12 protein-coding genes are annotated in these 24673 nt (G+C 69.0%); 10 read left to right on the top strand and 2 right to left on the bottom strand.

All coding sequences use genetic code 11. The annotated features are described in order from the left end of the window. Nucleotides 1–2 precede the first annotated feature (2 nt). Together recG and AC5Y5E_RS00295 are read left to right on the top strand one after the other, a co-directional pair. Nucleotides 3–2234 carry an ATP-dependent DNA helicase RecG gene (gene recG, locus AC5Y5E_RS00300; RefSeq protein WP_499901038.1) on the top strand — a complete coding sequence of 744 codons (2232 nt, stop codon included), beginning with the start codon at nt 3–5 and terminating at the stop codon, nt 2232–2234. After that, nucleotides 2231–2941: an HNH endonuclease family protein gene (locus AC5Y5E_RS00295; RefSeq protein ID WP_499901037.1), complete on the top strand. Its 711-nt coding sequence runs from the start codon at nt 2231–2233 to the stop codon at nt 2939–2941. The genes recG and AC5Y5E_RS00295 overlap by 4 nt, the downstream gene beginning before the upstream one ends. Before the next feature lie 8 nt (nt 2942–2949). Here AC5Y5E_RS00295 and AC5Y5E_RS00290 read toward each other — a convergent pair whose 3' ends face one another. Beyond that, nucleotides 2950–3795 (bottom strand): aldo/keto reductase, encoded by an 846-nt coding sequence (locus tag AC5Y5E_RS00290; RefSeq protein WP_499901810.1) that lies wholly within the window; start codon nt 3793–3795, stop codon nt 2950–2952. 254 nt (nt 3796–4049) lie between these two features. On the opposite strand from AC5Y5E_RS00290, the gene AC5Y5E_RS00285 reads away from it, so the two are divergent. From AC5Y5E_RS00285 to AC5Y5E_RS00250, 8 genes are all read left to right on the top strand, one after another. Next, on the top strand, nt 4050–5162 hold the full coding sequence (locus AC5Y5E_RS00285; protein ID WP_499901036.1) for an alpha/beta hydrolase: 1113 nt from the start codon (nt 4050–4052) through the stop codon (nt 5160–5162). Between the two features lie 74 nt (nt 5163–5236). Next, on the top strand, nt 5237–5998 hold the full coding sequence (locus AC5Y5E_RS00280; protein WP_499901035.1) for a DsbA family protein: 762 nt from the start codon (nt 5237–5239) through the stop codon (nt 5996–5998). Between the two features lie 11 nt (nt 5999–6009). Next, entirely contained in the window at nt 6010–6639 is a 630-nt protein-coding gene (locus AC5Y5E_RS00275) for a vitamin K epoxide reductase family protein (protein ID WP_499901809.1), read from the top strand. Between the two features lie 10 nt (nt 6640–6649). Beyond that, a complete protein-coding gene (gene rsmD, locus AC5Y5E_RS00270; RefSeq protein ID WP_499901034.1) occupies nt 6650–7204 on the top strand; it encodes a 16S rRNA (guanine(966)-N(2))-methyltransferase RsmD in 555 nt (184 codons plus the stop codon). 24 nt (nt 7205–7228) lie between these two features. Then, nucleotides 7229–7711: a pantetheine-phosphate adenylyltransferase gene (gene coaD / locus AC5Y5E_RS00265; RefSeq protein WP_499901033.1), complete on the top strand. Its 483-nt coding sequence runs from the start codon at nt 7229–7231 to the stop codon at nt 7709–7711. Between the two features lie 123 nt (nt 7712–7834). Beyond that, nucleotides 7835–9514 carry a PfaD family polyunsaturated fatty acid/polyketide biosynthesis protein gene (locus AC5Y5E_RS00260; protein WP_499901032.1) on the top strand — a complete coding sequence of 560 codons (1680 nt, stop codon included), beginning with the start codon at nt 7835–7837 and terminating at the stop codon, nt 9512–9514. A 346-nt stretch (nt 9515–9860) separates the two neighbouring features. Beyond that, a complete protein-coding gene (locus AC5Y5E_RS00255) occupies nt 9861–16019 on the top strand; it encodes an SDR family NAD(P)-dependent oxidoreductase (RefSeq protein ID WP_499901031.1) in 6159 nt (2052 codons plus the stop codon). Further along, nucleotides 16019–23251: a beta-ketoacyl synthase N-terminal-like domain-containing protein gene (locus AC5Y5E_RS00250; protein ID WP_499901030.1), complete on the top strand. Its 7233-nt coding sequence runs from the start codon at nt 16019–16021 to the stop codon at nt 23249–23251. Before AC5Y5E_RS00255 ends, AC5Y5E_RS00250 begins: the two co-directional genes overlap by 1 nt. Here the strand turns inward: AC5Y5E_RS00250 and AC5Y5E_RS00245 are convergent. Beyond that, complete coding sequence (locus AC5Y5E_RS00245) at nt 23239–24420, bottom strand: permease (RefSeq protein ID WP_499901029.1); 1182 nt, start codon at nt 24418–24420, stop codon at nt 23239–23241. The two genes, AC5Y5E_RS00250 and AC5Y5E_RS00245, sit on opposite strands and share 13 nt — an antisense overlap. Nucleotides 24421–24673: the final 253 nt, after the last annotated feature.

Genomic DNA, 24673 nt, shown 5'->3' with positions numbered 1-24673 from the left:
CCGTGGCGTCGCTGTCCGACCGGTTGACCTTCGTGGTGGGCGGCAAGGCGGTCAAGCTGCTCGACGAGATATTCGGCATCCGGACCGTCGACGACCTGCTCCGCCACTACCCGCGCAGCTACACCGAAGGCGCGGCCCGGTGGGGCGCCGGCGACGAGCGGCCGGAAGAGGGCCAGCACATCACCATCGTGGACACGATCACGGCGACGGAAACGTTTCCGATGAAGAAGACCCCCCGCCGGTTGTGTCACCGCATCACCGTCGGCTCCGGCCGCGGCAAAGTGACCGCCACCTTCTTCAACGCGAACTATCTCAAGAAGGACCTCGTCAAAGACACGAAGGTGATGCTGTCGGGAGAGATCGGCTATTTCAGAGGCGCCATGCAGCTGACCCATCCGGCGTTTCTCATCATCGAGTCGCCGGGCGGAAGCAATTACGGCACCCGGTCGCTGAAGAAGATCGCCGTCGCCTCGCAGGCCGTCAGCAGCGAAGAGGTGACGTCGGCGTACGAGGGCCGCTTCTTCGCGATCTATCCGGCCAGCACGAAGATGCAGAGCTGGGACATCTTCGGCTGCGTGCGCCAAGTGCTGGACGTCCTCGACCCGGTGCCCGATCCGCTGCCGGAAGACCTGCGCGCCCAACTCGGCCTGATCTCCGAGGACGAGGCGCTACGAGCGATCCACCTCTCCGAGGACGAGCGCGAACGCCAAAGGGCGCGTGAGCGATTGACGTTCGACGAGGCCGTCGGCCTGCAGTGGGCGCTGGTCGCCCGCCGACACGGCGAGTTGTCGCAATCCGGGCCCGCTGCGCCGCGGCGAGACGACGGCCTGGCGGCGGAGTTGTTGCGGCGGTTGCCCTTCGAGCTGACGGCGGGTCAGCGCGAGGTGCTCGGCGTGTTGTCCGAGGGCCTGGCCGCGAATCGCCCGATGAACCGCCTGCTGCAGGGCGAGGTCGGCTCCGGCAAGACGATCGTCTCGGTGCTGGCGATGCTGCAGATGGTCGACGCGGGCTACCAGTGCGCGCTGTTGGCGCCCACGGAAGTCCTTGCTGCACAACATCTCCGGTCGATCCGCGACGTCCTCGGCGAGTTGGCGATGGCGGGCCAGCTGGGCGGGGCGGACAACGCGACGCGGGTGGCGCTGCTCACCGGCTCGATGACGGCCGCGCAGAAGAAGCAGGTCCGCGACGAGGTCGTCGGCGGTCACGCCGGCATCGTCATCGGCACCCACGCGCTGCTGCAGGACGCGGTGAACTTCCACAACCTGGGCATGGTGGTGGTCGACGAACAGCACCGGTTCGGCGTCGAGCAGCGAGATCAACTGCGCGCCAAGGCTCCCGAGGGCATCACGCCGCACCTGCTGGTGATGACCGCGACGCCGATACCGCGGACCGTCGCGCTCACGGTGTACGGCGACCTGGAGACCTCCACGCTGCGCGAACTTCCGCGCGGACGCCAGCCGATCAGCACCAGTGTCATCTTCGTCGACGACAAGCCCACGTGGCTCGAGCGTGCCTGGCACCGCATCATCGAGGAGGTCTCCGCGGGGCGCCAGGTTTATGTGGTGGCGCCCCGAATCGACGAGACCGACGACCCGGAAAAAGAAAAAAAGGAAAAAGAGGAGGGCCGTCGTCCCTCGTCGACCGCGGTGGGGATGTTCGAGCGATTGCGCTCCCGGGAGCTGGCGGACCTGCGGCTGGCCCTGATGCACGGGCGGTTGTCGGCCGACGAGAAGGACGCCGCGATGGCCGCCTTCCGCGCCGGTGACGTCGATGTGCTGGTGTGCACCACGGTCATCGAGGTGGGAGTCGACGTCCCCAACGCCACGATCATGCTGGTGATGGACGCCGACCGGTTCGGCATCAGCCAGCTGCATCAGCTGCGCGGGCGCATCGGCCGGGGCGAGCATCCGAGCCTGTGCCTGCTGGCCAGCTGGGTCCCCCCGGAATCGCAGGCCGGGCGGCGGCTGCGCGCCGTCGCCGAGACCATGGACGGCTTCGCCCTCGCCGACCTGGACCTCAAGGAGCGGCGCGAGGGAGACGTGCTGGGCCGCAACCAATCCGGCCGGGCCGTCACGTTGCGGCTGCTGTCGCTGGCCGACCACGGGACGTACATCGAAGCCGCCCGCGACTTCTGCGTGCGGACCTACGCGCGCGATCCCGCCAACCCCGAATTGCGTTTGCTTGCGGCGCGTTTCACCGACACCGACCGGATCGAATACCTGGACAAGGCTTGAACAAGAAGCTGCTGCTGTGGTTGGCGGCGGCCGCGGCGCTCGCGGTGCTGGTCGCCTACCAGACGCTGGGATCGGTCTCGTCCAAGCACGCCGAAGTCGCCGCCCGCGCCGACGTGCCCACGGTGCAACCCGGCGCCGATGTGCTCGCGGGCGTGGGGGTGCTGCCGGAGCGGGTCCACCGCTACGACTACCGCCGCCCGGCGTTCGGCGACGCGTGGGACGACGACAACGACGCCCCGCTGGGGCACAACGGGTGCGACACCCGCGACGACATCCTCGACCGCGACCTCGTCGACAAGACCTACGTGTCGATCAAGCGGTGCCCGAACGCGGTGGCCACCGGAACCCTGCACGACCCGTACACCAACACCACGGTGACGTTTGCGCGCGGCGCCAAGGTCGGCGAGGCGGTGCAGATCGACCACATCGTCCCGCTGGCCTACGCCTGGGACATGGGGGCCTACGCCTGGCCGAACCCCGAGCGGCTGCGCTTCGCCAACGATCCGGCCAACCTGCTGGCCGTCGAGGGGCAGGCCAATCAGGACAAGGGCGATTCGCCGCCGGCCCAGTGGATGCCGCCCAACACCGCGTTCGCTTGCCAGTACGCGATGCAGTTCATCGCCGTGCTGCGCGGTTACCAGTTGCCCGTCGACCAGCCGTCGGCGGCGGTGCTGCGTCAGGCCGCGGCCACCTGCCCGGCGGGATAGCCCGCCGGTTAAGCGCCGTCGTAGGTGTCCGGGTCCGGGCGCAGCCGGGTGCCGTCGTTGAGGGCGTTGATCGTGTCCATGTGCTCGCCGGCCAATTCGAAATCGAAGATGTCCAAATTGCCGGCGATCCGCTCGGGGTTGCTCGAGCGGAAAACGACCGAATTGCCCAGCTGCACGTTCCAGCGGAGCAGCACCTGGGCCGGCGTCTTGCCGTATTCGGCGGCCACCGAGGTCACTGTCGGGTTATCGGTCAGCTTGCCCAGCGCGAGCGGCGTGTAGGACTGGGTGACGACGTTGTGCTGCGCGTTGGCCTTGCGCATATCGTCCTGGTTGAGCAGCGGGTGCAGCTCGATCTGGTTGACCGCCGGCGTGACGAACGTCAGGTCGATCACCGTGGAGAGCTGGTCCTCGGTGAAGTTGGAGACCCCGATCGAGCGGGCCTGGCCCTCGGCGCGGCATTGGATCAAGCCGCCGAAGGCGTCGACGTACTGGCCCTGCGCCGGCGCCGGCCAATGAATCAGGTAGAGGTCGATGTAGTCCAGGCCGAGACGCTCCAGGCTGGCGCTGCAGGCCAGCGGGGCCTTGGAAATACTCTGGTCCGCGGTGGCCAGCTTTGTGGTGACGAAAAGCTCCGCGCGTGGAATCCCGGAAGCGGCGATCGCGCGGCCCACGGCGGCTTCGTTCCCGTAGGCGGCGGCGGTGTCGATGAGCCGGCAGCCGATTTCCAGCGCGGCCGACACCGCGCGCTCGGTGTCCTCCTCCGACAATTCGGCGACTCCGAGGCCGAGCACCGGGATGGTGTTTTCGTCATTGAGAGCTATTGACGGTACTGCGGCGCCCGACTCGCGAGTCAACGTCATTCACCTACCTGTGAAATTGAAGTTCGTGGATCCGGATCCGCCGCGGAATTACTCGCAATCCGTATGGGTTCACCGACTTGGGGATCACGATATTACCCAGCCGCAAACGCCACGTAAGCAATGCCCGCGCGGGCATCCCCTGGCCCGCACGCCTCGGCGACGCCCGTAAAGTTGGTCGCACGGCGCGCCGGGTGCAGACGGGTATCGGACAACCGTTGTCAGCGTGACTAGGGGAGCAGGAGAAAGTGATGGCCAAGAGTCTCGCGGCGGAGCTCGACCTCGGAGCCAAACGCGCATCGATGCGGTGGACGAGCCGCGTGCAGGGCGCCGTTTCCACCATCGGCGTCAAGGTCATTCCGTGGATTCCGACCCCCGCCAAGCGGGCGCTGTTCGGCGGGCGCTCGGTCATCATCGACGGCAACACGCTGGACCCGACGCTGCAGCTGATGCTGTCCGGGCTGCACGCCGTCGGCATCGACGGCCTGGTCGTCGACGACGACGCGGCCGCCTCCCGGGCCCAGCTGCGCGAGACGACGGCGGCCTTGCCTGGACCTCAGGTTCACGTCGAGGTGGACGAGATCTCGCTGCCCGGACCGGCGGGCGAGATCCGCGCCCGCCATTACCGCCCGGCCGACGGGGCCGAGGCGCCGTTGCTGGTCTTCTACCACGGCGGCGGATGGGTGATCGGCGACCTGGACACCTACGACCCGCTGTGCCGGCTGACGTGCCGTGACGCGGGCATCCACGTGTTGTCGATCGACTACCGGCTGGCTCCCGAGCACCCGGCGCCCGCCGCGGTCGAGGATGCCTACGCCGCCTTCCGGTGGGCACACGAGCACGCCGCCGAACTCGGCGCGGCGCCCGGGCGGGTCGCGGTCGGCGGCGACAGCGCCGGCGGCAACCTGGCCGCCGTCGTCGCCCAGCTGGCGCGAAACGAGGGCGGCCCCGGCCCGGTGCTGCAGTGGCTGATCTACCCGCGGACCGACTTCACGGCACGAACCCGGTCGATGAGCCTGTTCGCCCGCGGCTTCCTTTTGACCAGGCGCGACATCGATTGGTTCCAGGCGCAGTACCTGAGGGATTCGGGGGTCGATCAAACGGATCCGCGGCTCTCGCCGCTGCTCGCCGAGTCGCTGTCGGGTCTGGCGCCGGCGCTGATCGCGGTCGGCGGCTTCGACCCGCTGCGCGACGAGGGCGAGGCGTACGCCGCGGCGCTGCAGGCGGCCGGGACCGCGGTGGACCTGCGTTACCTCGGCTCGCTGACCCACGGCTTCGTGAACCTGTTCCAGCTCGGCGGCGACAGCGCCGTCGCGACCAGCGAACTGATTTCGGCGTTGCGCGCCCATCTGAGCCGCGCCTGAGTCATCGGGCGGCACGCCGGTACGCTAGAGGCGCCTCTCAAGCGTCATCACCGTCCCGAAGGATCAGCGAACCCGTGGCCGACAAACCCAAACGCCCCCCGCGCTACGACCTGAAGTCCGGCAACGGGAAATCCGGTCGCCTCTTCCAGATCGGCGGCACCGCGTTCGTCGTACTCCTGTTGGTCGGCATCGTCTTCTACATCGTGACGTCGCAGCACAAGAAGGGCGGCGCCACCGGCGAGGGCGACACGGTGCGGGTGACGTCCAGCAAGCTGGTCACCCAGCCGGGGACCAGCAACCCCAAGGCCGTGGTGACGTTCTACGAGGACTTCCTGTGCCCGGCCTGCGGTAATTTCGAGCGCAACTTCGGGCCCACCGTTTCCAAGCTGATCGACGTGGGCGCCATCGCGGCCGATTACTCCATGGTGGCGATTCTCGACAGCCAGCGGAACCAGAATTACTCGTCGCGGGCGGGGGCGGCGGCCCTGTGCGTCGCCGACGAATCCATGGACGCGTTCCGCCGTTTCCATAGCGCGCTCTACAGCACCGACATCCAGCCCAACGAGCGCGGCACCAGTTTTCCCGACAACGCGCGGCTCATCGAGCTGGCCCGCGAAGCCGGCGTCGTCGGCAAGGTTCCCGACTGCATCAACAGCGGCAAGTACCTTTCCAAGGTCACCGGCGAGGCGGCAGCCGCCAAGATCAACGCCACGCCGACCATCAAGATCAACGGCGAGGACTACGAGCCGTCGACGCCCGACGCGCTGGTCGCCAAGATCAAGTCGATAGTCGGCGACGTGCCGGGCCTGGACTCCGCCGTCGCTCCCGCGGCGTGACGACCGCCCCGGTGTCCGCGCAACCCGCCGAGGATGGCGGCGAGACGACGCCGGATTCGCCGAGCCGGGTGCCCGCGCCCAGCGCGTGGTGGGTCCTCATCGCCGGGGTGATCGGCCTGGCCGCGTCGATGACGCTGACGGTGGAGAAGATCCAGCTGCTGCTCAACCCGGCGTACGTGCCGACGTGCAACATCAACCCGATCGTGTCGTGCGGGTCGGTGATGGTGACGCCGCAGGCGTCGGTGCTGGGATTCCCCAACCCGTTGCTCGGGCTGGTGGGCTTTTCCGTGGTGATCGTCACCGGCGTGTTGGCCGTCGCGAAAGTTCCTCTGCCGCAATGGTATTGGGTTGGTCTGACGGTCGGGGTGCTGCTCGGTTCGGCGTTCGTGCACTGGCTGATCTTTCAGAGCCTGTATCGCATCGGGGCGTTGTGCCCGTACTGCATGGTGGTCTGGGTGGTCACCATCGCGCTGCTGGTGGTGGCCGCGTCGATCGCGTTTCGTCCGGCCCTGCAACGGCGGCAGGGCGGTCCGGTGTGGGTGGTCTACCAGTGGCGGTGGTCGATCGCCGCGCTGTGGTTCACGGCGGTGTTTCTGCTGATCATGGCGCGGTTCTGGGACTACTGGTCGACGCTGTTGTGAACGCCTGCGCGTGACCCGGATCATCGGCGGCGTCGCCGGGGGACGGCGCATCGCCGTCCCGCCGCGCGGAACCCGGCCGACCACCGACCGGGTGCGCGAATCGCTCTTCAACATCGTCACCGCGCGCCGCGACCTGGCCGGGCTGGCGGTGCTCGACCTGTACGCCGGGTCGGGCGCGCTCGGGCTGGAGGCGCTGTCGCGCGGGGCGGCCTCCGCGCTGTTCGTGGAATCCGACCAGCGCACCGCGGCGGTCATCGCGCGCAACATCGACGCCCTGGGACTGCCCGGCGCGACCGTGCGCCGGGGCGCCGTGGCGTCCGTCCTGGCGACCGGGGCCGCGTCCCCGGTGGACCTGGTCCTGGCCGACCCGCCGTACGACGTCGACGCCGCGGAGGTGAACGGCGTGGTGGCGGCGCTGACCGCGCACGGCTGGGTGCGCGACGGAACCGTCGCCGCGGTGGAGCGTGCGGCCGGCGGCGCGGCGCTGACGTGGCCCGCGGGTTGGTCGGTGTGGCCCGAGCGCGTTTACGGCGACACCCGCCTCGAGCTGGCCGAATTTGGGTGAGCCGGCCGTGTAGCGTCGTTCCACATGAGCGGCGCGGTTTGCCCCGGCTCCTTCGACCCGGTGACATTGGGCCACATCGATGTCTTCGAACGCGCCTCGGCCCAATTCGACGAGGTGGTCGTCGCGATCCTGGTCAACCCCGCCAAGAAAGGCATGTTCGAACTCGACGAGCGGATCGCCATGATCGAGGAGTCGACGACGCACCTGCCCAACCTGCGGGTGGAGGCCGGGCAGGGCCTGGTGGTCGACTTCGTCAGGGCGCGCGGCATGACCGCGATCGTGAAGGGCCTGCGCACCGGTACCGACTTCGAATACGAGCTCCAGATGGCGCAGATGAACAAGCACATCGCCGGTGTGGACACGTTTTTCGTCGCCACCACGCCGCGCTATTCGTTCGTGTCCTCGTCGCTGGCCAAAGAGGTCGCGATGCTGGGCGGAAACGTGGCGGAGCTGCTGCCCGAACCGGTGAATCGCCGCTTGCGCGAAAAGCTTTCGCAGCGGACCTAGAGCGCGCCGGGTAGCGCGGACGGAATCAGAACTCGGAAACTCGAAGTTTTGACGCCCATAACCGTCGTCCGTGAGAAACTCCATGCTGGATTTCCCCGGCACACATATTGAAGGGAATTGGCAGTGGAGGAGCGACCTGCCGTCGTATTGGAGCCTCGCACCGACGCCGGGGTGACCCCGGTGCTGGGTGGGTGGCGCCCGACCACTGCGCCGCCGGCGTTTGCGCCGCCGGACATCGCTCGCATCCTTGAATTCGTTCGCCACCCGGTGCACGTGGTCCGTGAGGCGGCGACGGGGCAGCTGGGCCTGGCCATGGGCGGCGAGCTGGTGGGCGTCGGCGCGTCGGAGATATCGCTGGTCGCGACGTTGCCTCCGATATACCCGGAGTGGCTCGGCGACCGTGAGTTCTGCGAGGCCCACGGGACCCGTTTCCCGTACGTCACCGGCGCGATGGCCAACGGCATCGCGACACCGGAACTCGTGGTGGCGATGGCGCAGGCCGGCATGCTGGGCTTCTTCGGCGCGGGCGGCCTCGCGTACGCCGCGGTGGAGCGCGGGGTGGCCGACATCCGGGCGCGGCTGGCGGGCCGGCCCGGACTCGCGTGGGGCGCGAACCTGATCCACTCACCTACCGAGCCCGCCCTCGAGGCGCGGGTGGCGGAGCTGTTCATCGCGCAGGACGTCCGCGTCGTCGAGGCGTCGGCGTTCATGAAACTGACCCCCGCGGTGGTCCACTACGCGCTGTCCGGTCTGACGACCGATCCGGCCGGGGCGATCGTCCGGAAAAACCATGTGATGGCGAAGATCTCGCGGCCCGAGGTCGCCCGCATGTTCATGGAACCCGCGCCGGCGGCGATGGTGTCGGCGCTCGAATCGGCCGGCAAGCTGACGGCGCGAGAAGCCGAACTTGCCCGGCACGTGCCGGTGGCGGAAGACATCACGGTCGAAGCCGACAGCGGCGGGCACACCGACAACCGCCCGCTGGCGTCGCTCTTCTCCGAGATCGTGCTGCTGCGCGACGAGCTGGCGCAACAGCACGGCTTGGACGGCCGAGTGCGGGTGGGCGCCGGCGGCGGCATCAGCACGCCGCAGTCCGTTGCCGGCGCGTTCGCGATGGGGGCCGCGTACGTCGTCACCGGCTCGGTCAACCAGTCGTGCGTCGAGTCGGGGCTGTCAGCACGGGCGCGCGAAATGCTCGCCAAGGCGTCGGTGGCGGACGTGATGATGGCCCCCGCTTCCGACATGTTCGAGATGGGCGTGAACCTGCAGGTGCTCAAGCGCGGCACGATGTTCGGCCCGCGGGCGAGGAAGCTCTACGGGTGGTACGCCGGCTACCCGGACCTGGCGGCGGTGACGGGCGAACACGGCGCGGAGCTGGAGAAGATCCTTGGCAATAGCGTCGACGACGTCTGGGCCGAAACAAAGCAGTATTGGGAGCAGCGGGAGCCGGCGGTGCTCGAACTCGCGGCCCGAGACCCGAAGTATCGGATGGCGCTGGTGTTCCGCTGGTATCTGGGCAAATCAAGCCGGTGGGCGATCGACGGTGATCCCGAGCGTGTCCTGGACTACCAGATCTGGTGCGGCCCATCCATGGGCGCGTTCAACAGCTGGGTGGCGGGCAGTTACCTGGAGGACTGCGCTCACCGCAACGTCGACCAAGTGGCGCTAAATCTGCTCGAGGGAGCCGCCCGAATCAGCCGCGCGCAGCAGGCCCGAACGTGCGGTGTGCCCGTCGGAGTAAGTGCATTCCGCTATATTCCGCAGCCATTATCCATTGCGCGCGACGGTGCGGTGTCCACCTGACCGTCCCGCCTTACTCGGCTCGAATTGCCGGGGCGGGAGAATTCGCCGCCGCGGAATGGTGACCGCGCGGCAAATATTACTTACTGGTAGTTTTTCCCGCCCGCGTCCGGCCAGCTTGCCCGCGCGCACCGCGGGGCCCGGTGGCTCCCGTCTGGGCGGGCATCCGCTCGCCCCGAGGACAACCAGAGGTTATTGACATTCCGTCAATACGACCGCCTATGCTCTGGTATCGTCCGGCGAGCGTTCGACCCGTCTTGGCTGATCAATCCGGTAAAACCTAACGGTCAGTCTTCGCGAACCGGGTTGACAGGCGGTGCGGTACGTGTTATCGACGCGAAGGAGACCGGTGGTATCCAAGCATCCCCCCGTTGCCGTGGTCGGGGTGAGCGCGCTGTTCCCCGGGTCTCCCGAGGCCGAGCGCTTCTGGCGCAACATCGTCGGGGGCGCCGACCTGTTCTCCGACGTTCCGGCGTCGCACTGGAGTGTTGACGACTATTACGACCCCTCTGCGAGTGCGCCGGACAAGGTTTACGCCCGCCGCGGCGGATTCTTACCCGATATCGATTTCTCGCCGATGGATTTCGGAATTCCGCCGAATGTCGTGCCCGCGACGGATACCGCCCAATTGCTTGGTCTGCGGGTCGCGCAGCAGGTATTAGAGGATGTCGCGGGCGGTGATTTTTCCGCGCTGGATCGCGAGCGCGTCAGCGTGATTTTGGGTGCGTCCGGCGGCACCGAAATGACCAACTACATGGCGGGCAGCCTGCACCGGCCGGTCTGGGAGCGCGGGCTGCGCGCCGCCGGGCTCGCCGAGGCTGAGATCACCGCGTTCAGCGAGAGCGTCGCGTCCGGGTACACGCCGTGGCAGGAAAACACGTTCCCGGGCCTTCTCGGCAACGTCATCGCCGGGCGAATCGCCAACCGCTTCGACCTCGGCGGGACGAACTGCGTGATCGACGCCGCGTGCGCGAGCTCGCTGGCCGCGCTGGAGGTCGGGCTGCACGAGCTGTATCTCGGCGAGTCGGACATGGTGATCGCCGGTGGGGTCGACGCCTTCAACGACATCTTGATGTTCATGTGCTTCGCCAAAGTCACCGCGCTGTCGCCCACCGGGGACTGCCGCCCCTTCTCCGACCAATCGGACGGCACCATGCTGGGCGAGGGGCTGGCGATGCTGGCGCTCAAGCGTCTCGACGACGCCGAACGCGACGGTGACCGGATCTACGCCGTGATTCGCGGCATCGGTACGTCTTCGGACGGCCGGGCCAAGAGCATTTATGCGCCCAGCCCGGCCGGCCAGGCCAAGGCCCTTCGCCGCGCCTATGCCGCCGCCGGCTACGGGCCCGAAACGGTCGGGCTCGTGGAGGCGCACGGCACCGGGACCAAAGCCGGCGACGTCGCCGAGTTCACCGCGCTGCGTGAGGTCTTCGACTCCTCGGGGCGCGCGGACCGGCAATGGTGCGCGCTCGGCTCCGTCAAGTCTCAAGTCGGCCACACCAAGGGCGCGGCCGGGGCCTGCGGCCTGTTCAAGACCGTGCTGGCGCTGCACCACAAGACGTTGCCACCAACCATCAAGGTCGACCGGCCCAACCCCGCCCTCGAAATCGAGCAGTCGCCGTTCTACCTCTCGACGCGGGCGAAGCCGTGGGTGGCCGCCGACGGCGTCCCGAGGCGCGCGTCCGTCAGCTCGTTCGGCTTCGGCGGCACCAACTTTCACGTCGCGGTCGAGGAGTACACCGGCACCGGAAAGCGCGCATGGCGCTACCGGTCCTGGGACGCGGAACTGGTGGTGCTCGGCGCGCCCTCGGCCGCAGCGCTTTCCGAGCAGGCCGCTGGGCTGTGCGCGTCACTGGTCGACGATCCCGACATGCTCGGCTACCTCGCACGCAGCACCCAATCCGCCTATGACGCAACGGCGCCGCACCGCCTGGCCGTCGTCGCCGACGGCGTGGCCGACTTACGCACGATGCTCGACGAAGCCGCGGCGAAACTCCAAACCCCGGACCTGGCAGCGTCGTTCAGCTCGCCACGGGGCTATTACTACTCGGCGCAATGCCCGGGCCCGGTCGCGCTGCTGTTCCCGGGGCAGGGCAGCCAGTACGTCGGCATGGGCGCCGACCTGCCGCAGCTCTACGAGCCGGCGCTGTCTCCGTGGGAGCTGGCCCGCGCCGAACGGTTGAACGCCGACCGCGACCTGCACCAGGTTGTCTGGCCCAGAACGGCGTTCAGCGACGACGAGCGCGCGCTGCAGGCGGGCGAGTTGACCAGGACCGAGTGGGCGCAACCGGGCATCGGCGCGCACAGCCTGAGCCTGCTGTCGGTCATCCGCGCGCTCGGCATCGCGCCCGTGGCCGTCGGCGGACACAGCTTCGGCGAGGTCACCGCGCTGTGTGCGGCCGGCGTTTTCGACGCCGAAATCGCCCTTTTGATCGCACGCGCGCGTGGCGCGCTAATGGCCGAAGCCGCGACCAACAGCGACGGGGCGATGTGCGCGGTGACCGCACCCGTCGAGCAGGTCCGCCACCTGATCGAAGACTGGGGGCTCCCGGTCGTCATCGCCAACCACAACGCGCCCAGCCAGATTGTGCTGTCGGGCGACAGCACGGCGATCAACCATACCGCCCAACGCTTTAGCGCGGTCGGCATCAACGCGCGGCTCCTGGACGTCGCCACCGCCTTCCACTCCGACATCGTCACCCCGGCCGCGGTTCCGTTCGCCTCGTTCCTCGCGGAGATCCCCTTCGGGGTGCCCGAGGTGCCGGTCTACGCGAACGCGACGGCACAGCCGTACGCCAGCGACGCCCACCAGATGCGGAACACGCTTGCCAACCAGATCGCGCAGCCCGTGCGGTTCGCCGAACAGGTTCAGGCGATGTGGCAGGCCGGCGCGCGCACCTTCGTCGAGGTCGGTCCCGGCAGCGTGCTGACGGGTCTGGTCGGTAAGTGTCTGGCCGGCGAGGAACACTCCGCGGTGTCCTTGGATATCAAGGGCCGCAACGGCATTCGCTCGCTGTGGCTGGGGCTCGCGCAACTCGCGGCCGCCGGCGTCCCGATGAATTTCGACGCCCTCTGGGCCGACTACCGCGTCGTCGACGACCCGCGCACCCGTGAGCGGCCGAAGCTGACCCTCAAGATCAACGGATCCAACTATGGACGCCCGCAGACGAGCGACGAGCCTGTCCAACGGTCCACCGAAACCCCCAGCGACCACAGTGTTCGAAGCAACGGACACCGGACCGAATCGGAGCACAAATTGGCGCCACCCGAGTCGTACACGACCGCAATCCCGACCAATGGCGCCGGCGCCCACGCGCCCGTCGCCTCTCCCGTGCCGGCGCTCCACCTCGGCGCCGACGTGGTGACGGAGCTGATCGCCGCGGTGGGAACCGTGCAGGAGGGGATCGGCCAAATACAACGTCTCCTCAAAGCTCTCGTGCCGGAGCAGGCCGTCGCGTCGCCGTCCCCCGCGCCCCCCGTCATCCCCAACGGGAAACCGGTGATGCCCACCCCGCCGCCGGCCCCGGCCATCCGCAACGGCGGGCCGTCGATGCCGGCGGCACCGGTGGCCCCGGCCGTCCCGGCCGCCCACAACGGCACCGCGGCGGGCCACAACGGGACGGCGGCCCCGGTGAGCACGCTTGCGCCGGTGGCTGTTTCGGTTGCCGGTGGTGAGCTGGTGACCCAGATGCTCGAGGTGGTGGCCGATAAGACGGGTTATCCGGTGGAGATGCTGGATTTGTCGATGGCGTTGGAGGCCGACCTGGGTATTGATTCGATCAAGCGGGTCGAGATTTTGTCGGCGGTGCAGCAGCGGGTGCCGGCGTTGCCCGAGGTGGAGGCCTCGACGATGGCGACGTTGGGCACCCTGCAGGAGATCATCGACTACCTGCAGGGCTTGACGGGTCTGGCCGTCGGTAATGGCGCGCCGGTGAGTGCGGTTGCGCCGGTGGCTGTTTCGGTTGCCGGTGGTGAGTTGGTGACGCAGATGCTCGAGGTGGTGGCGGACAAGACGGGTTATCCGGTGGAGATGCTGGATTTGTCGATGGCGTTGGAGGCCGACCTGGGTATTGATTCGATCAAGCGGGTCGAGATTTTGTCGGCGGTGCAGCAGCGGGTGCCGGCGTTGCCCGAGGTGGAGGCCGCCACGATGGCGACGTTGGGCACCCTGCAGGAGATCATCGACTACCTACACGGCCTGACGGCCCCGACCGAGGCCGGTGATCGCCTCCCTTTTGACTTAGCCGGAGCGGGGATCGCGCGCTATGCGGTGCGTGCGATTCCTGCTCCGGCTAGTGGGATGGGGATGCCCGGCCTCTACACCGCCACCAGTGTGGAGATCGTCACCGCGCCGGACGACGCCACCGCCGACGCCCTGGCCGCGATCCTGCGCACGCACGGCATCAACGCGACGATCGTGTCCGAGCCGGGCGCGAATGCCGAGGCGGTGATCCTCCTCGGCGGCCTGCGGCGAACCGCCACCCGCGAAGACACGCTGGCTATCAACCGAACGGTCTTCGCGCACGCCCAGCGCGTCGCGGCGAGGTTCGCCGAACACGGCGGCGTCTTCGTCACCGTCCAGGACACCGGTGGCACCTTCGGCCTGCTCGCCGACCCCGGCCCGCGCGCCTGGACCGGCGGTGTCGCCGCCCTCGCCAAGACGGCCGCGCAAGAGTGGCCCCAGGCGCAGGTCAAAGCGATCGATATCGCGGTCGAACGGCAGTCGCCGCTCGCGGTCGCCGAACAGCTCGCGCAGGAGCTGCTTGCCGGCGGGGCCGAGCTGGAAGTCGGCCTGGGCAGCGGGCACGGCCGCGTCACGGTCGTCGCCGACGCCAGCCAGGTGACTTCCCGCGCGCGCCGCATCGACCATCGCGACGTGATCGTCGTGTCGGGCGGGGGCCGCGGCGTCACCGCGGCGTCGGTGATCGCGCTGGCGCAGGAGACCCAGGCCCGCTTCGTCCTGCTCGGACGCACAGAACTTTCCGACGAACCGCCGGAGGCGCAGGGGCTGACGACCGACGCCGAACTCAAGCGGGCGCTGCTCAGCGCCGCCGTGACGCGGGGGCTCAAGCCCACCCCCCGAGAGTTGGAACAGCAGGTGCGGCGCATCCTCGCGGATCGCGAGGTGCGGGCGACCGTCGCCGCCCTGACCGCCGCGGGCTCCCGGGTCCGTTATGCCGCGACCGATGTGCGCGACGCGTCTGCGCTCGGCGCCCTCCTGCAAAGTGTGCGAGCCGAATTCGGGCCGATCACCGGATTGGTGCACGGCGCCGGCGTATTGGCCGACGCGCCCTTGCACAAGAAGACCCTCGACGGGTTCGACCGGGTCTTCGAGACGAAGGTCGGCGGCCTGTGCGCGCTGCTGGACGCCACGGCCGGCGATCCGCTGAAGGTCATCTGCCTGTTTTCATCGGTGGCGGCGCGCAGCGGCAACACCGGCCAAAGCGACTACGCCATGGCCAACGAGATCCTGAACAAGGTGGCCCTGGCGGAGCAGGCCCGACGCGGCCCGGCCTGCCTCGTCCGCGCCTTGGGTTGGGGCCCTTGGGATTCCGGCATGGTGACGCCCGGCCTGAAGGCGATGTTCGAGTCCCGGGGCATCGGGTTGATCCCGCTCGCCGACGGCGCGCAGGCATTCGTCTCCGACGTGCTGGACGGGAAGACCGACGATCCCGAGGTCACCCTCGGAGACGGCGTGTCGGCCGGCGCGCTGCCCGCCGAAGGCCGGATCGCGCGCGTGCTGGCCCATGTGCGACGGCAGCCGCAGTTGGCGGATCACCGCGTCCGCGGCAACGTCGTGCTGCCGGTGGTGCAGGTCCTGGAGTGGTTCGTGCGGATGGCCGAGGCGTGCCGGCCCGGACAACTCGTGCAGCGTCTTCTCGACCTCAAGGTGCTGCGCGGTGTGACCCTGCACGACTTCGACCAACAGGGCGACCCGATGCTGGTGCGCGCCGCGCCGGCGGACGATCGGCCGGATCGGCTCGCCTGCACGCTGTCCGACATCTCGGGAGCGACCGCCTATTACTGCGCGACGGCCGAAATGGATTCGGCCCCAACCGTTGCACCCACCGGACCGACGGCGCCGGTCGGTGGTCACCGGCTGAACCGCGAGGCCTGTTACGGCAACGGCGCGCTCTTCCACGGGCCCGCGTTCCAGGTCCTCGAGGACGTCGAATGCCAGGCCACGAGCGCAACGGCAGCGCTGCACGGCCTGACCACCGCGGGCTGGCAGGGCGAAGGTTGGGCCACGGATTCCGCCGCGTTCGACGGCTGCCTGCAATTGGCGTTGGTGTGGAGTTACGAACAGCTCGGGCGCACCGTGCTGCCGCTGCGGGTGGGCGAGATCGTGCGTTACCGCGCCGGGGCGCTGGGCGACGGATTGCGCTGTGTGCTCTCCAACGGCGACGCCAAGAACCGTGGGGCCGTCTGCGACCTGGACCTTGTCGACGCCCAGAACCGGGTGGTGGCCAGCCTGAAACGACTCGAGTTGTACCCCTACGGCGGCTGATGTTTGAGCCCATCGCGATCGTGGGCCAGGGCTGCGTGCTGCCCGGCGGCCTGAGCCCCGACGAGTTATGGCAGACCGTGCGCGAGGGCCGAGACGCGCTCGGCTCACCGCGGCCCGGCTATTGGAGGGTATCGGCGGAGCGGATCGTCCGCGACGAGAAGAGCGCCCCCTTCCTCGACCACGCCTGGTCGGACCGCGGCGGATACGTGCGCGGCTTCGACGAGATCTTCGACCCCCGCCGATTCCTGCTCGACGCCGACGAATTCCGCGGTCTCGACCCGCTGTACCTGTGGGCCGTCGAGGCCGCCCGGCAAGCGCTGGAAAGCGCCGGCTGGCGCCCGGGTGCAGTCCCCGGTCGGGCCGGGGTCGTCCTGGGCAATCTGAGCTACCCGACGAAATCGATGATCGACCTGGCCGAAAAGGTCTGGCGCGGAGAAGAACACGGAATCGACTGGCGCAACCGCTTCATGTCCGGCCTGCCGGCCCACCTCATCGCCAACGCGCTGGGATTGGCCGGGGGCGCCACCGCCCTCGACGCCGCGTGCGCGTCGTCGCTGTACGCGATCAAGCTGGCGTGCGACCGACTCCACGACGGCACCGCCGACGTGATGGTGGCGGGCGGCGTGAACGGCGCCAGCGACCTGCTGCTGCACGTCGGCTTCAGCGCGCTGCAGGCGCTGAGTCGCACCGGCAGGTCGCGCCCCTTCCACCGCGGGGCCGACGGATTGGTGCCCGCCGAGGGCGCGGCATTTTTGGTGCTCAAAAGGCTCGACGACGCGATCGCCGGCGCCGGCCCCATCCTGGGCGTCATCCGCGCGGTCGGGCTCAGCAACGACGGCCGGGGACAGGGCCCGCTCGTACCGTCGCAGGAGGGGCAGGAGCGGGCCATGCGGCTCGCCTACGAGATGGCCGAGCTGCAGCCGCGGGACATCTCGCTCGTCGAGTGCCACGCCACCGGAACCTCGCGGGGCGACCTGACCGAGCTGATGAGCATGGCGTGCATCTTCGGGGGCATGTCGGAGCTACCCATCGGATCGCTGAAATCCAATCTGGGACACTCCATCACGGCGTCGGGCGCCGCGGGGGCGATCAAGGTGCTCGCGGCGATGCGGGCGGGCATCCGGCCCCCGACGCTGCACGCCGACGACCCGTTGCCGTTCCTCGCCGAGTCGCCGTTCCGCCTGCTCACCCAGGCAGAACCCTGGGTGTGCAGCGGGCCGCGCCGCGCCGCGGTCAACAACTTCGGTTTCGGCGGCAACAACGCCCACCTGCTGCTCGAGGAATGGGTCCGGCCCGTCGACGGCCGCCCCGACCGGCCGCGGGTCGTCGTCTCCCGCGCGGAGGACGACATCGCGATCGTGGGCGTCAGCCTGCTGGTCGGAGACGACGAAACCGCCTCGGTGGCGGAGCATCTCAAGGCCTCCGAACCGATTCCCACTCGCGAGACCGACGGCACCCGCAGGGCCCGGGCGACCGAGGTCCGCCTGGACGTCGCGCAAACACGCTTTCCCCCTGCCGATCTCAAACAGACGTTGCCCCAGCAGCTGGCCCTGCTCGGTGCGGCCGTCAACATCGAGACGTTGATCGCCGGCCTGCCGCCGGACCGGACCAGCGTCATCGTCGGGATGGGTTGCGACACCGAGATCACGCGGCTGGGGGTGCGATGGCGGTTGGCCGACGAGATCGATGACCCGGCCGAACTGGCGGCGGCGCGCGACGCCGTCGCGCCAGGGTGGACGGCCGCCGGCGTCGTCGGGGCCATGCCCAACATCGTCGCCAACCGCCTGAATCGGCAATTCGACCTGCGGGGCCCGAGTTTCACGGTGTCCAGGGAAGAACTCTCCGGCACCACGGCGCTGGAGATGGCCGCCCGCGCCCTGCGGCGGGGCGAGATCGACGCGGCCGTCGTCGGCGCGGTGGACCTCAGCTGCGAGCCGGTGCACGAGGCCGCGGCGCGTGCGCTGCTCGGACCCGGCGAGCAGACGCCCGGCGACGCCGCCGTCGTCGTCGTGCTCAAGCGGGCCGGCGACGCGCGCCGTGCCGGCGACACGGTCCTGGCCACCCTGCCCGCGGATCAGCAGCCACGCGGCGAGTGCCTTCACCTCGGCACCGCGTCCGGCGCGTTGAACCTGTCGTCGGTACTGGGTCACGCGCACGCCGCGTCGGGTCTGTTGCACGTCGCGGCCGGCGCGCTCTACGGCGTTCTGGGCGTGTGTCCCGACGGCACGCCATGGACGGCCGAAGAGCGGTCGGTCGTCGTCGCGCTGACGGCCCTCGGCGGCCAACAGCAGCAAATCGTGCTCGCGCCAACGGCACCCGGGGAGCTGTCGTCCCCGCCACACCCGGGGAAACACGCACTGCTGCGGTTTCCCGCCCACCTGCCCGACGCCCGGCTGCCGACTCGCATCCCCACTCGCCATGCCATCTCTCGACTGGAGCGGCCCATGACAACACACCTGCCCGTCCCGCCGGCTCTGCCCAAGGCCGCGGACGCAGCGGCGCGGGTACCGCTGGGCGCGCACCTGCTCGGGCAGACGCCGCCCGAGCCGCTGTCGATCGGCGTCAACCGGGCGCCGTCGCCCCAACCGTCGACGGACGAACCAAAACCGTTGACCCACAACGGTGTCGGCCAGCGGCCCGACGCGGGCGCCTACCGGGCGACCCAGCCGTCCCCGCCGCCCGGCAAGGAGCCGCCCAAGCCCACGGTCAAGCGCGCCCCGGTGGGCCTCACGCTGGACAAGGATGGCCTGCGAAAGCATGCGTCGGGCAAGATATCCGAGATCTTCGGCCCGGCGTTCACCGTGCAGGACGACCACGCGCGGCAGGTACGGATGCCGGAACCGCCGCTGCTGCTGGCGGATCGGCTGCTGGGCATCGACGCCGAGCCGGGCAAGGACGGGACCGGAACGCTGTGGACCGAAACCGATGTCACCGCCGACGCCTGGTGGTTGCACCAGGGCCGGATGCCGGCCGGAATCATGATCGAGGCCGGGCAGGCGGACCTGATGCTCATCTCCTGGATGGGCGCGGACTTCGCCAACAAGGGCGAGCGGGTGTATCGCCTGCTGGGCTGCGAGGTGACCTACCTGGGCGGCCTGCCCGAGATCGGCGACACGCTGCGCTTCGACATCCATGTGGACGGCCACGCCAGGCAGGGCGACATCCGCATGTTCTTCTTCCACTACGACTGCACGATCGACGGTGTCGAGCGGATGTCCATGCGCAACGGCCAGGCCGGGTTCTTCTCCGACGAGGAGCTGGCGGCGTCGGGCGGGATCCTCTGGCGCCCCGAGGACGAGACCGTCAGCGGGCCAATGGAATCGACACCGGCGCGAACATCGCGCGCGTCGCTGCAGCGCGCCGACCTGGAAGCGTTGGCCGCGGGTGAGATCTGGCACACGCTGGGACCCGGCTTCGAGCGTGGGGCCAGCCACACCCGCACGCCGAGCATTTCGGCCGGCGACATGCTGTTCGTCGACGAGGTGACCCATTTGGACTTCGCCGGCGGGCCGTGGGGCCGCGGCTATCTGCGCGCGGTCGCGCGCGTGACGCCCGAAACCTGGTATTTCGCGGGCCATTTCAAGAACGATCCCTGCATGCCCGGCACGCTGATGTACGAGGCCACGATGCAGACGATGGCCATCTACATGACCGCCCTCGGCATGACGCTGGAGTGCGACGGGTGGCGCTTCGAACCGGTGCCGTTCGAGACGTACAAACTGGTCTGCCGCGGCCAGGTCACGCCCCGATCGCGCGAGCTGGTCTACGAGGTGTTCGTGCGCGAGGTCGTCGCCGGGCCCGAGCCGACACTGTTCGCCGACCTGCTGTGCACCGTCGACGGTTTGCCGGCCTTCCACTGCCGCCGGATGGGGCTGCGGCTCTCACCCGGCTGCCCGATGGACATGGGCGTCAAGGAACTGGACGGCTACGTCGAACCCAAACCCGTCGCCGAAGGCCACGGGGTCAAGTTCGACTACGCCGCGATGCTGGCCTGCGCCATCGCCAAGCCCTCCCTGGCGCTCGGTCCGCTCTACGAGAAATTCGACACCCACCGCAGGGTCGCGCGGCTGCCGGGGCCGCCTTACCACTTCATGTCGCGGGTCACCGAGGTCGTCGGCGAGCTCGGCGTCGCGAAACCCGGCGCGCAGGTCGTCGCGGAATACGACATCCCCAGCGATGCTTGGTATTTCGCCGAGAACAAGGGTGCGAACGCGACACCGACGATGCCCAACGCGGTCCTCATGGAAATCGCGCTGCAGCCCTGCGGCTGGCTGGGGGCCTACGCCGGCTGCCCGCTGGACTTCGACGTGGACCTGTTCTTCCGCAACCTCGACGGAACCGGCATCCAGCACCGGGAGATCACACCCTCGACCGGGACGCTACGGATCAAGGCCGTGCTGAAGAACGTCGCCCAGGCGGGCGGGACCATCATCGTGACCTTCGACGGCGAAATCTCCGCGGACGACGGCATCGTCTACACGTTCGACACGGTGTTCGGTTACTTCCGGCTCGAAGCGTTGCAGCAGCAGGTCGGGCTCCCGGTCAGCGGGGAACAGCGCGCCCTGCTGGAGCTGCCCTGCGAGGCACCGGTCGTCGACCTGGGCGCGCGCCCGGCGGCATTCTTCGGCCCGGGAGCGCGGCTCGCCGACCCGATGCTGCTGATGATCGACCGGGTCACGGGCCGCTGGCCCACCGCCGGCGGCGCCGGCCTGGGCCGGTGGCGTGCCGTCAAGGACATCAACCCCGCCGAGTGGTACTTCAAGGCGCACTTCTACCGCGACCCGGTGCAGCCCGGATCGCTGGGCATCGAAATGCTGCTCCAGCTCCTGCAATTCGCGATGCTCGATCTCGGCTTCGGCGCGGAAATGGGCCCCTCGGCACGCTTCGAACCGGTGGCCATCGGAGAAGCGATCACCTGGCGATACCGCGGGCAGATCGTGCCCACGAACACGCAGATCACCGCGGAGATCGAAATCACCCGCGTCGGGCGCGGCGATGCCGGCATCCTGGCGGTGGCCGACGCCTCCCTGTGGTGCGACGGGATACGGATATACAGCGCAACAAATCTGGCCATGCGCATCGCACCCGGTGCCCCGGACGGTCGACCCGCGCTCGACGCCGGCTCGGCCACCACGATGGAGATCACCATCGATCCCGCGCGGGACGCTTGGGTCCTCGATCACTGCCCGACCTACGTGATCCCGTCCCTGCCAATGATGTCGGTGCTGGACCTGTTCGCGCAGGCGGCCAGCCGGGCGACCGCCGGGGCCAAGGTGGTCGAAATCAGCGACCTGCGCCTGATGCGCTGGGTGGTCGTCGACGCGCCGACGCGGCTACGCGTGCTGGTCGAGCCCGTCGACCCGGGCCGCTTCGACGGACGCCTACAGGTGTGGCGCGACGCGCCCAGAGCGGAGTTGTCGCGCTGGGAGACCCACGCGGAGGCCGTGATCTTCACCGCGGCCCGTTATTCGGGCCAACCCGTGACGCCCGCCCCGTTGCGGGACGCGGTGCCCTACACCAGCCCGTACGACGGCACGGTGTTCCACGGTCCCGCCTTCCAGACGCTGATGGGCGGCGCCCGAATCGGCCGCAACGGCTCGTCGGGGACGCTCGCGGTCGACCGCTGCAAGGTCCCCGCGAGTCAGCAACACCCCGGGCTGCTCGACGGCGCGTTCCACATCGTTCCCCACACCGCGATGAGCGTATGGACCACGGACGGTTCGGATGTCGCGTCCTACGCGGACGCCGCGGACACGACCGTCGGATTCCCGCGCCGCGTGATCTGGGCGCGCTTCTACAGCGACGCCCCGCTGCAGGGGACCGTCGACGTGCAGACCCGGTTCGTCGGGTTCGACGACGCCGACGACCGACTGCCGATCGTCGATCTCTGGCTCAGCGTCGCGGGCAAGCCCTGGGCCTACCTGCGCGTCGTCGAATTCCTTCTGGACAAGGGGCATCTCGTCCAGGTCGGCGGCGCAAAGCGGCGCGCGTTCATTGCCGAGCTGCGCGCGGTGCCCGGGATGTCGTTGAGCGACCGGGTCGGCGCCGGCACGGTGACCCTCGATCCGGCGCGCGCGGCAACACAGGACTGGTTCAAGGGCACCTTGCGGGCGGTGTATGACACCGAAAGCCAAGGCGATTCGCTGATCGCCGACATCGCCGTCAAGGAGGCCGTCGCGGACGCCGCCCACGGCGCGATCCACCCGGCACAGGTGCGCATCGTCGAGGGGGAGGTGGGCTGCCCCGCACTGCCGCTGGAGCGGATCTCCGTCGAACTCGAGCAAACGGGGACGGGCGAATGCCGGGCGAACGCGTCGTTGCAAACGGACTGGCAACCGGTGCGCAGCTGGTCGACCGACCGGCTGGGGATTCAGCCGGGCGGGTTCGCCGACCTTGTCCACTGGGCCCTGCTGTCGCGCTATGTCCGGCACGTCATTGTCACGGATCCCGTGGCGATGGCGGCGGTTCGGGGCCGTCCCGTGTTGCTGCTGGGCAACCACCAGGTGCAGGTCGAATCGATCCTGGGCACGTCCATCGCGTCGTGGCTGACCGACACGAAGGTCGTGACGATCGCGCACGCCAAGCACGAAACCCGTTGGGTCGGTGCTCTCACCCGGCTGGCCGATGTCGCGATGAACGGAAAGCCGGGCAGCACCCGGTATTTCGACCAGCGCAACCCCGAACAGTTCTTGAGCCTGATCGACGAGATCAAACGCGACGTCGCCGCCCACGGGGTGTCCACCATGGTGCACGCCGACGGCACCCGAGCGGTGCGCTCCGGCCAGCGCGTCGAGCGGCTGACCTCCACGCTGCTGGACCTGTCGATCGCCACGTCGCTGCCGATCGTGCCGGTGTACTTCGCCGGGGGCCTGCCCGAGGAACCGGTGGATCACAAGCTCGAGGTGCCCTATCGGCATGCGGCGCAGGACTACATCTTCGGCCGGCCGATCATGCCCGACGAGGTGGCCGGCTGGCCCTACGCCGATCGCCGGCGCCGTGTCATGGATGCCATCAACGCGCTCGCGCCGTTCAGCGACGCGTCGCACGAGCCGAATTACGCTGTGGAGGACCGGATTGCCGCCGCGGCCCCGGGCGCATCCCCCCTCGAGTCGATCTGGGATTGCATCGAAGACGCCCTGGACGGTCTCCCGGTGGACTGGCGAAGCACGATCAGCGCCGACGAATGGATGGCGGCCCGCTCAACCCAGCGCCACAGCCCTCAGTCGCAGTGATGGCTGTGATCGTGGTGACCCTCGCTCGCGGCGGGGGAGCCGCCCATCATCCGTAGCATCGGGACTCCGCCCGAGGTGACGAATCGCACGATGAGGACCGCCGAGATGACGAGGAAGGCGATGTTGAGCCAGGTGGTGTAGTTCCAGGAGATCGACGCCTCCATCACCGTGGCGTTACGCTGCCTTGGAATGAGACCCGTTGTGCCGAACAGCAATTCGACCAGATAACCGGCGGCGACCATCGCGGCGTAGAAGGTGCCGAGCAGCGTCAGCATCATCCTGGTGCCGTAGTACTTCCGGTAGATGTTCAGGATCGGCAGGATCAGCAGGTCGGCATAGATGAACGCGATGACGCCGCCGAAGCTGATGCCCCCGTTCCACAGCACCGCGGCCAGCGGCACGTTGCCGATCGAGCAGACGAACGACACGATCGCGACGATCGGCCCCACCAGCGGGCCCCACACCGCCGACCAGGTCGGGTGATCGGTCAAAAAGAAGATTCGCCAAAAGCTTTCGGGCACCCACGCCGCGATCGCACCGGCGATCAGCAGGCCCAGGACGAGGTCGCGCAGGATCGCCATCCACTCCATCACGAACACGTGCGAGACCGAGGTGAAGCCCTGCGGGGAGAAGAGCCGTCGGCCAAACGAGCCCTCCTTCTGGATCGACATGTCCATGGCGGCATGGCCTTCCATCGAGCCCGCGATGCCACGCTCGGCCTGCTCCCGGGCCGCATCGACGAGCCGGGAGCGCACGAACAGCCGGAACAGGACGGCGAGCACCACGATCATCAGCGGGCCGCCCACGAATTCCGCGGCGGTGAACTGCCAGCCCATCAGGAGGGCCAGGATGATGCCCAGCTCGACCACGAGGTTCGTCGAACCGATCTCGAACGCCATCGCGGCGGTGAAGTTGGCGCCCTTGCGGAACAGCGAGCGGGCCAGGGCCACCGCGGCGTAGGAGCACGACGACGACGCGGCCCCCAGCCCGGCCGCCACCGCCAGCGTGCGCGGCCGGTCGTCGCCCATCAGGGTCACGATGGTCGATCGGCGCACGACGGCCTGCACCACCGCCGACAGGGCGAAGCCCAGGATCAGTGCCCAGAGGATTTCCCATGTCATCGACCCCGCCAAGCCCAGGGCGTGACCGACCGCTGCCAGCGCTCTCATCGAGGCCTCCGCTTCGGTTTGCGTGATCCGGTGATTTCCGGCGCTCAGACTATACCCCTAGGGGGTATCTGTCAACGTGAGCGAAGGCCGTTTGCGCGCGGGAACGGCCGCGATCCCTAGAATGGCTGCAAATCGGTGCGGGGGCCGGCAAAGAATATGGACGGAGCAACCTCGCGCGGCGGTCGGGCCCGCGGAAACGGCGTGAACGGGCATTTTCTATGGATTTCCCAGGCGGCGAGCGGGCGCGGAGGGC

The organism is Mycobacterium sp. NGS54 (assembly GCF_059812465.1).
This window is presented reverse-complemented; position numbering and strand designations above follow the sequence as displayed.

Coding starts and splice junctions, on each gene's coding strand:
- AC5Y5E_RS00245 (WP_499901029.1), bottom strand. CDS start 24,420: ATGAGAGCGCTGGCAGCGGTCGGTCACGCCCTGGGCTTGGCGGGGTCG.
- coaD (WP_499901033.1), top strand. CDS start 7,229: ATGAGCGGCGCGGTTTGCCCCGGCTCCTTCGACCCGGTGACATTGGGC.
- AC5Y5E_RS00250 (WP_499901030.1), top strand. CDS start 16,019: ATGTTTGAGCCCATCGCGATCGTGGGCCAGGGCTGCGTGCTGCCCGGC.
- AC5Y5E_RS00285 (WP_499901036.1), top strand. CDS start 4,050: ATGGCCAAGAGTCTCGCGGCGGAGCTCGACCTCGGAGCCAAACGCGCA.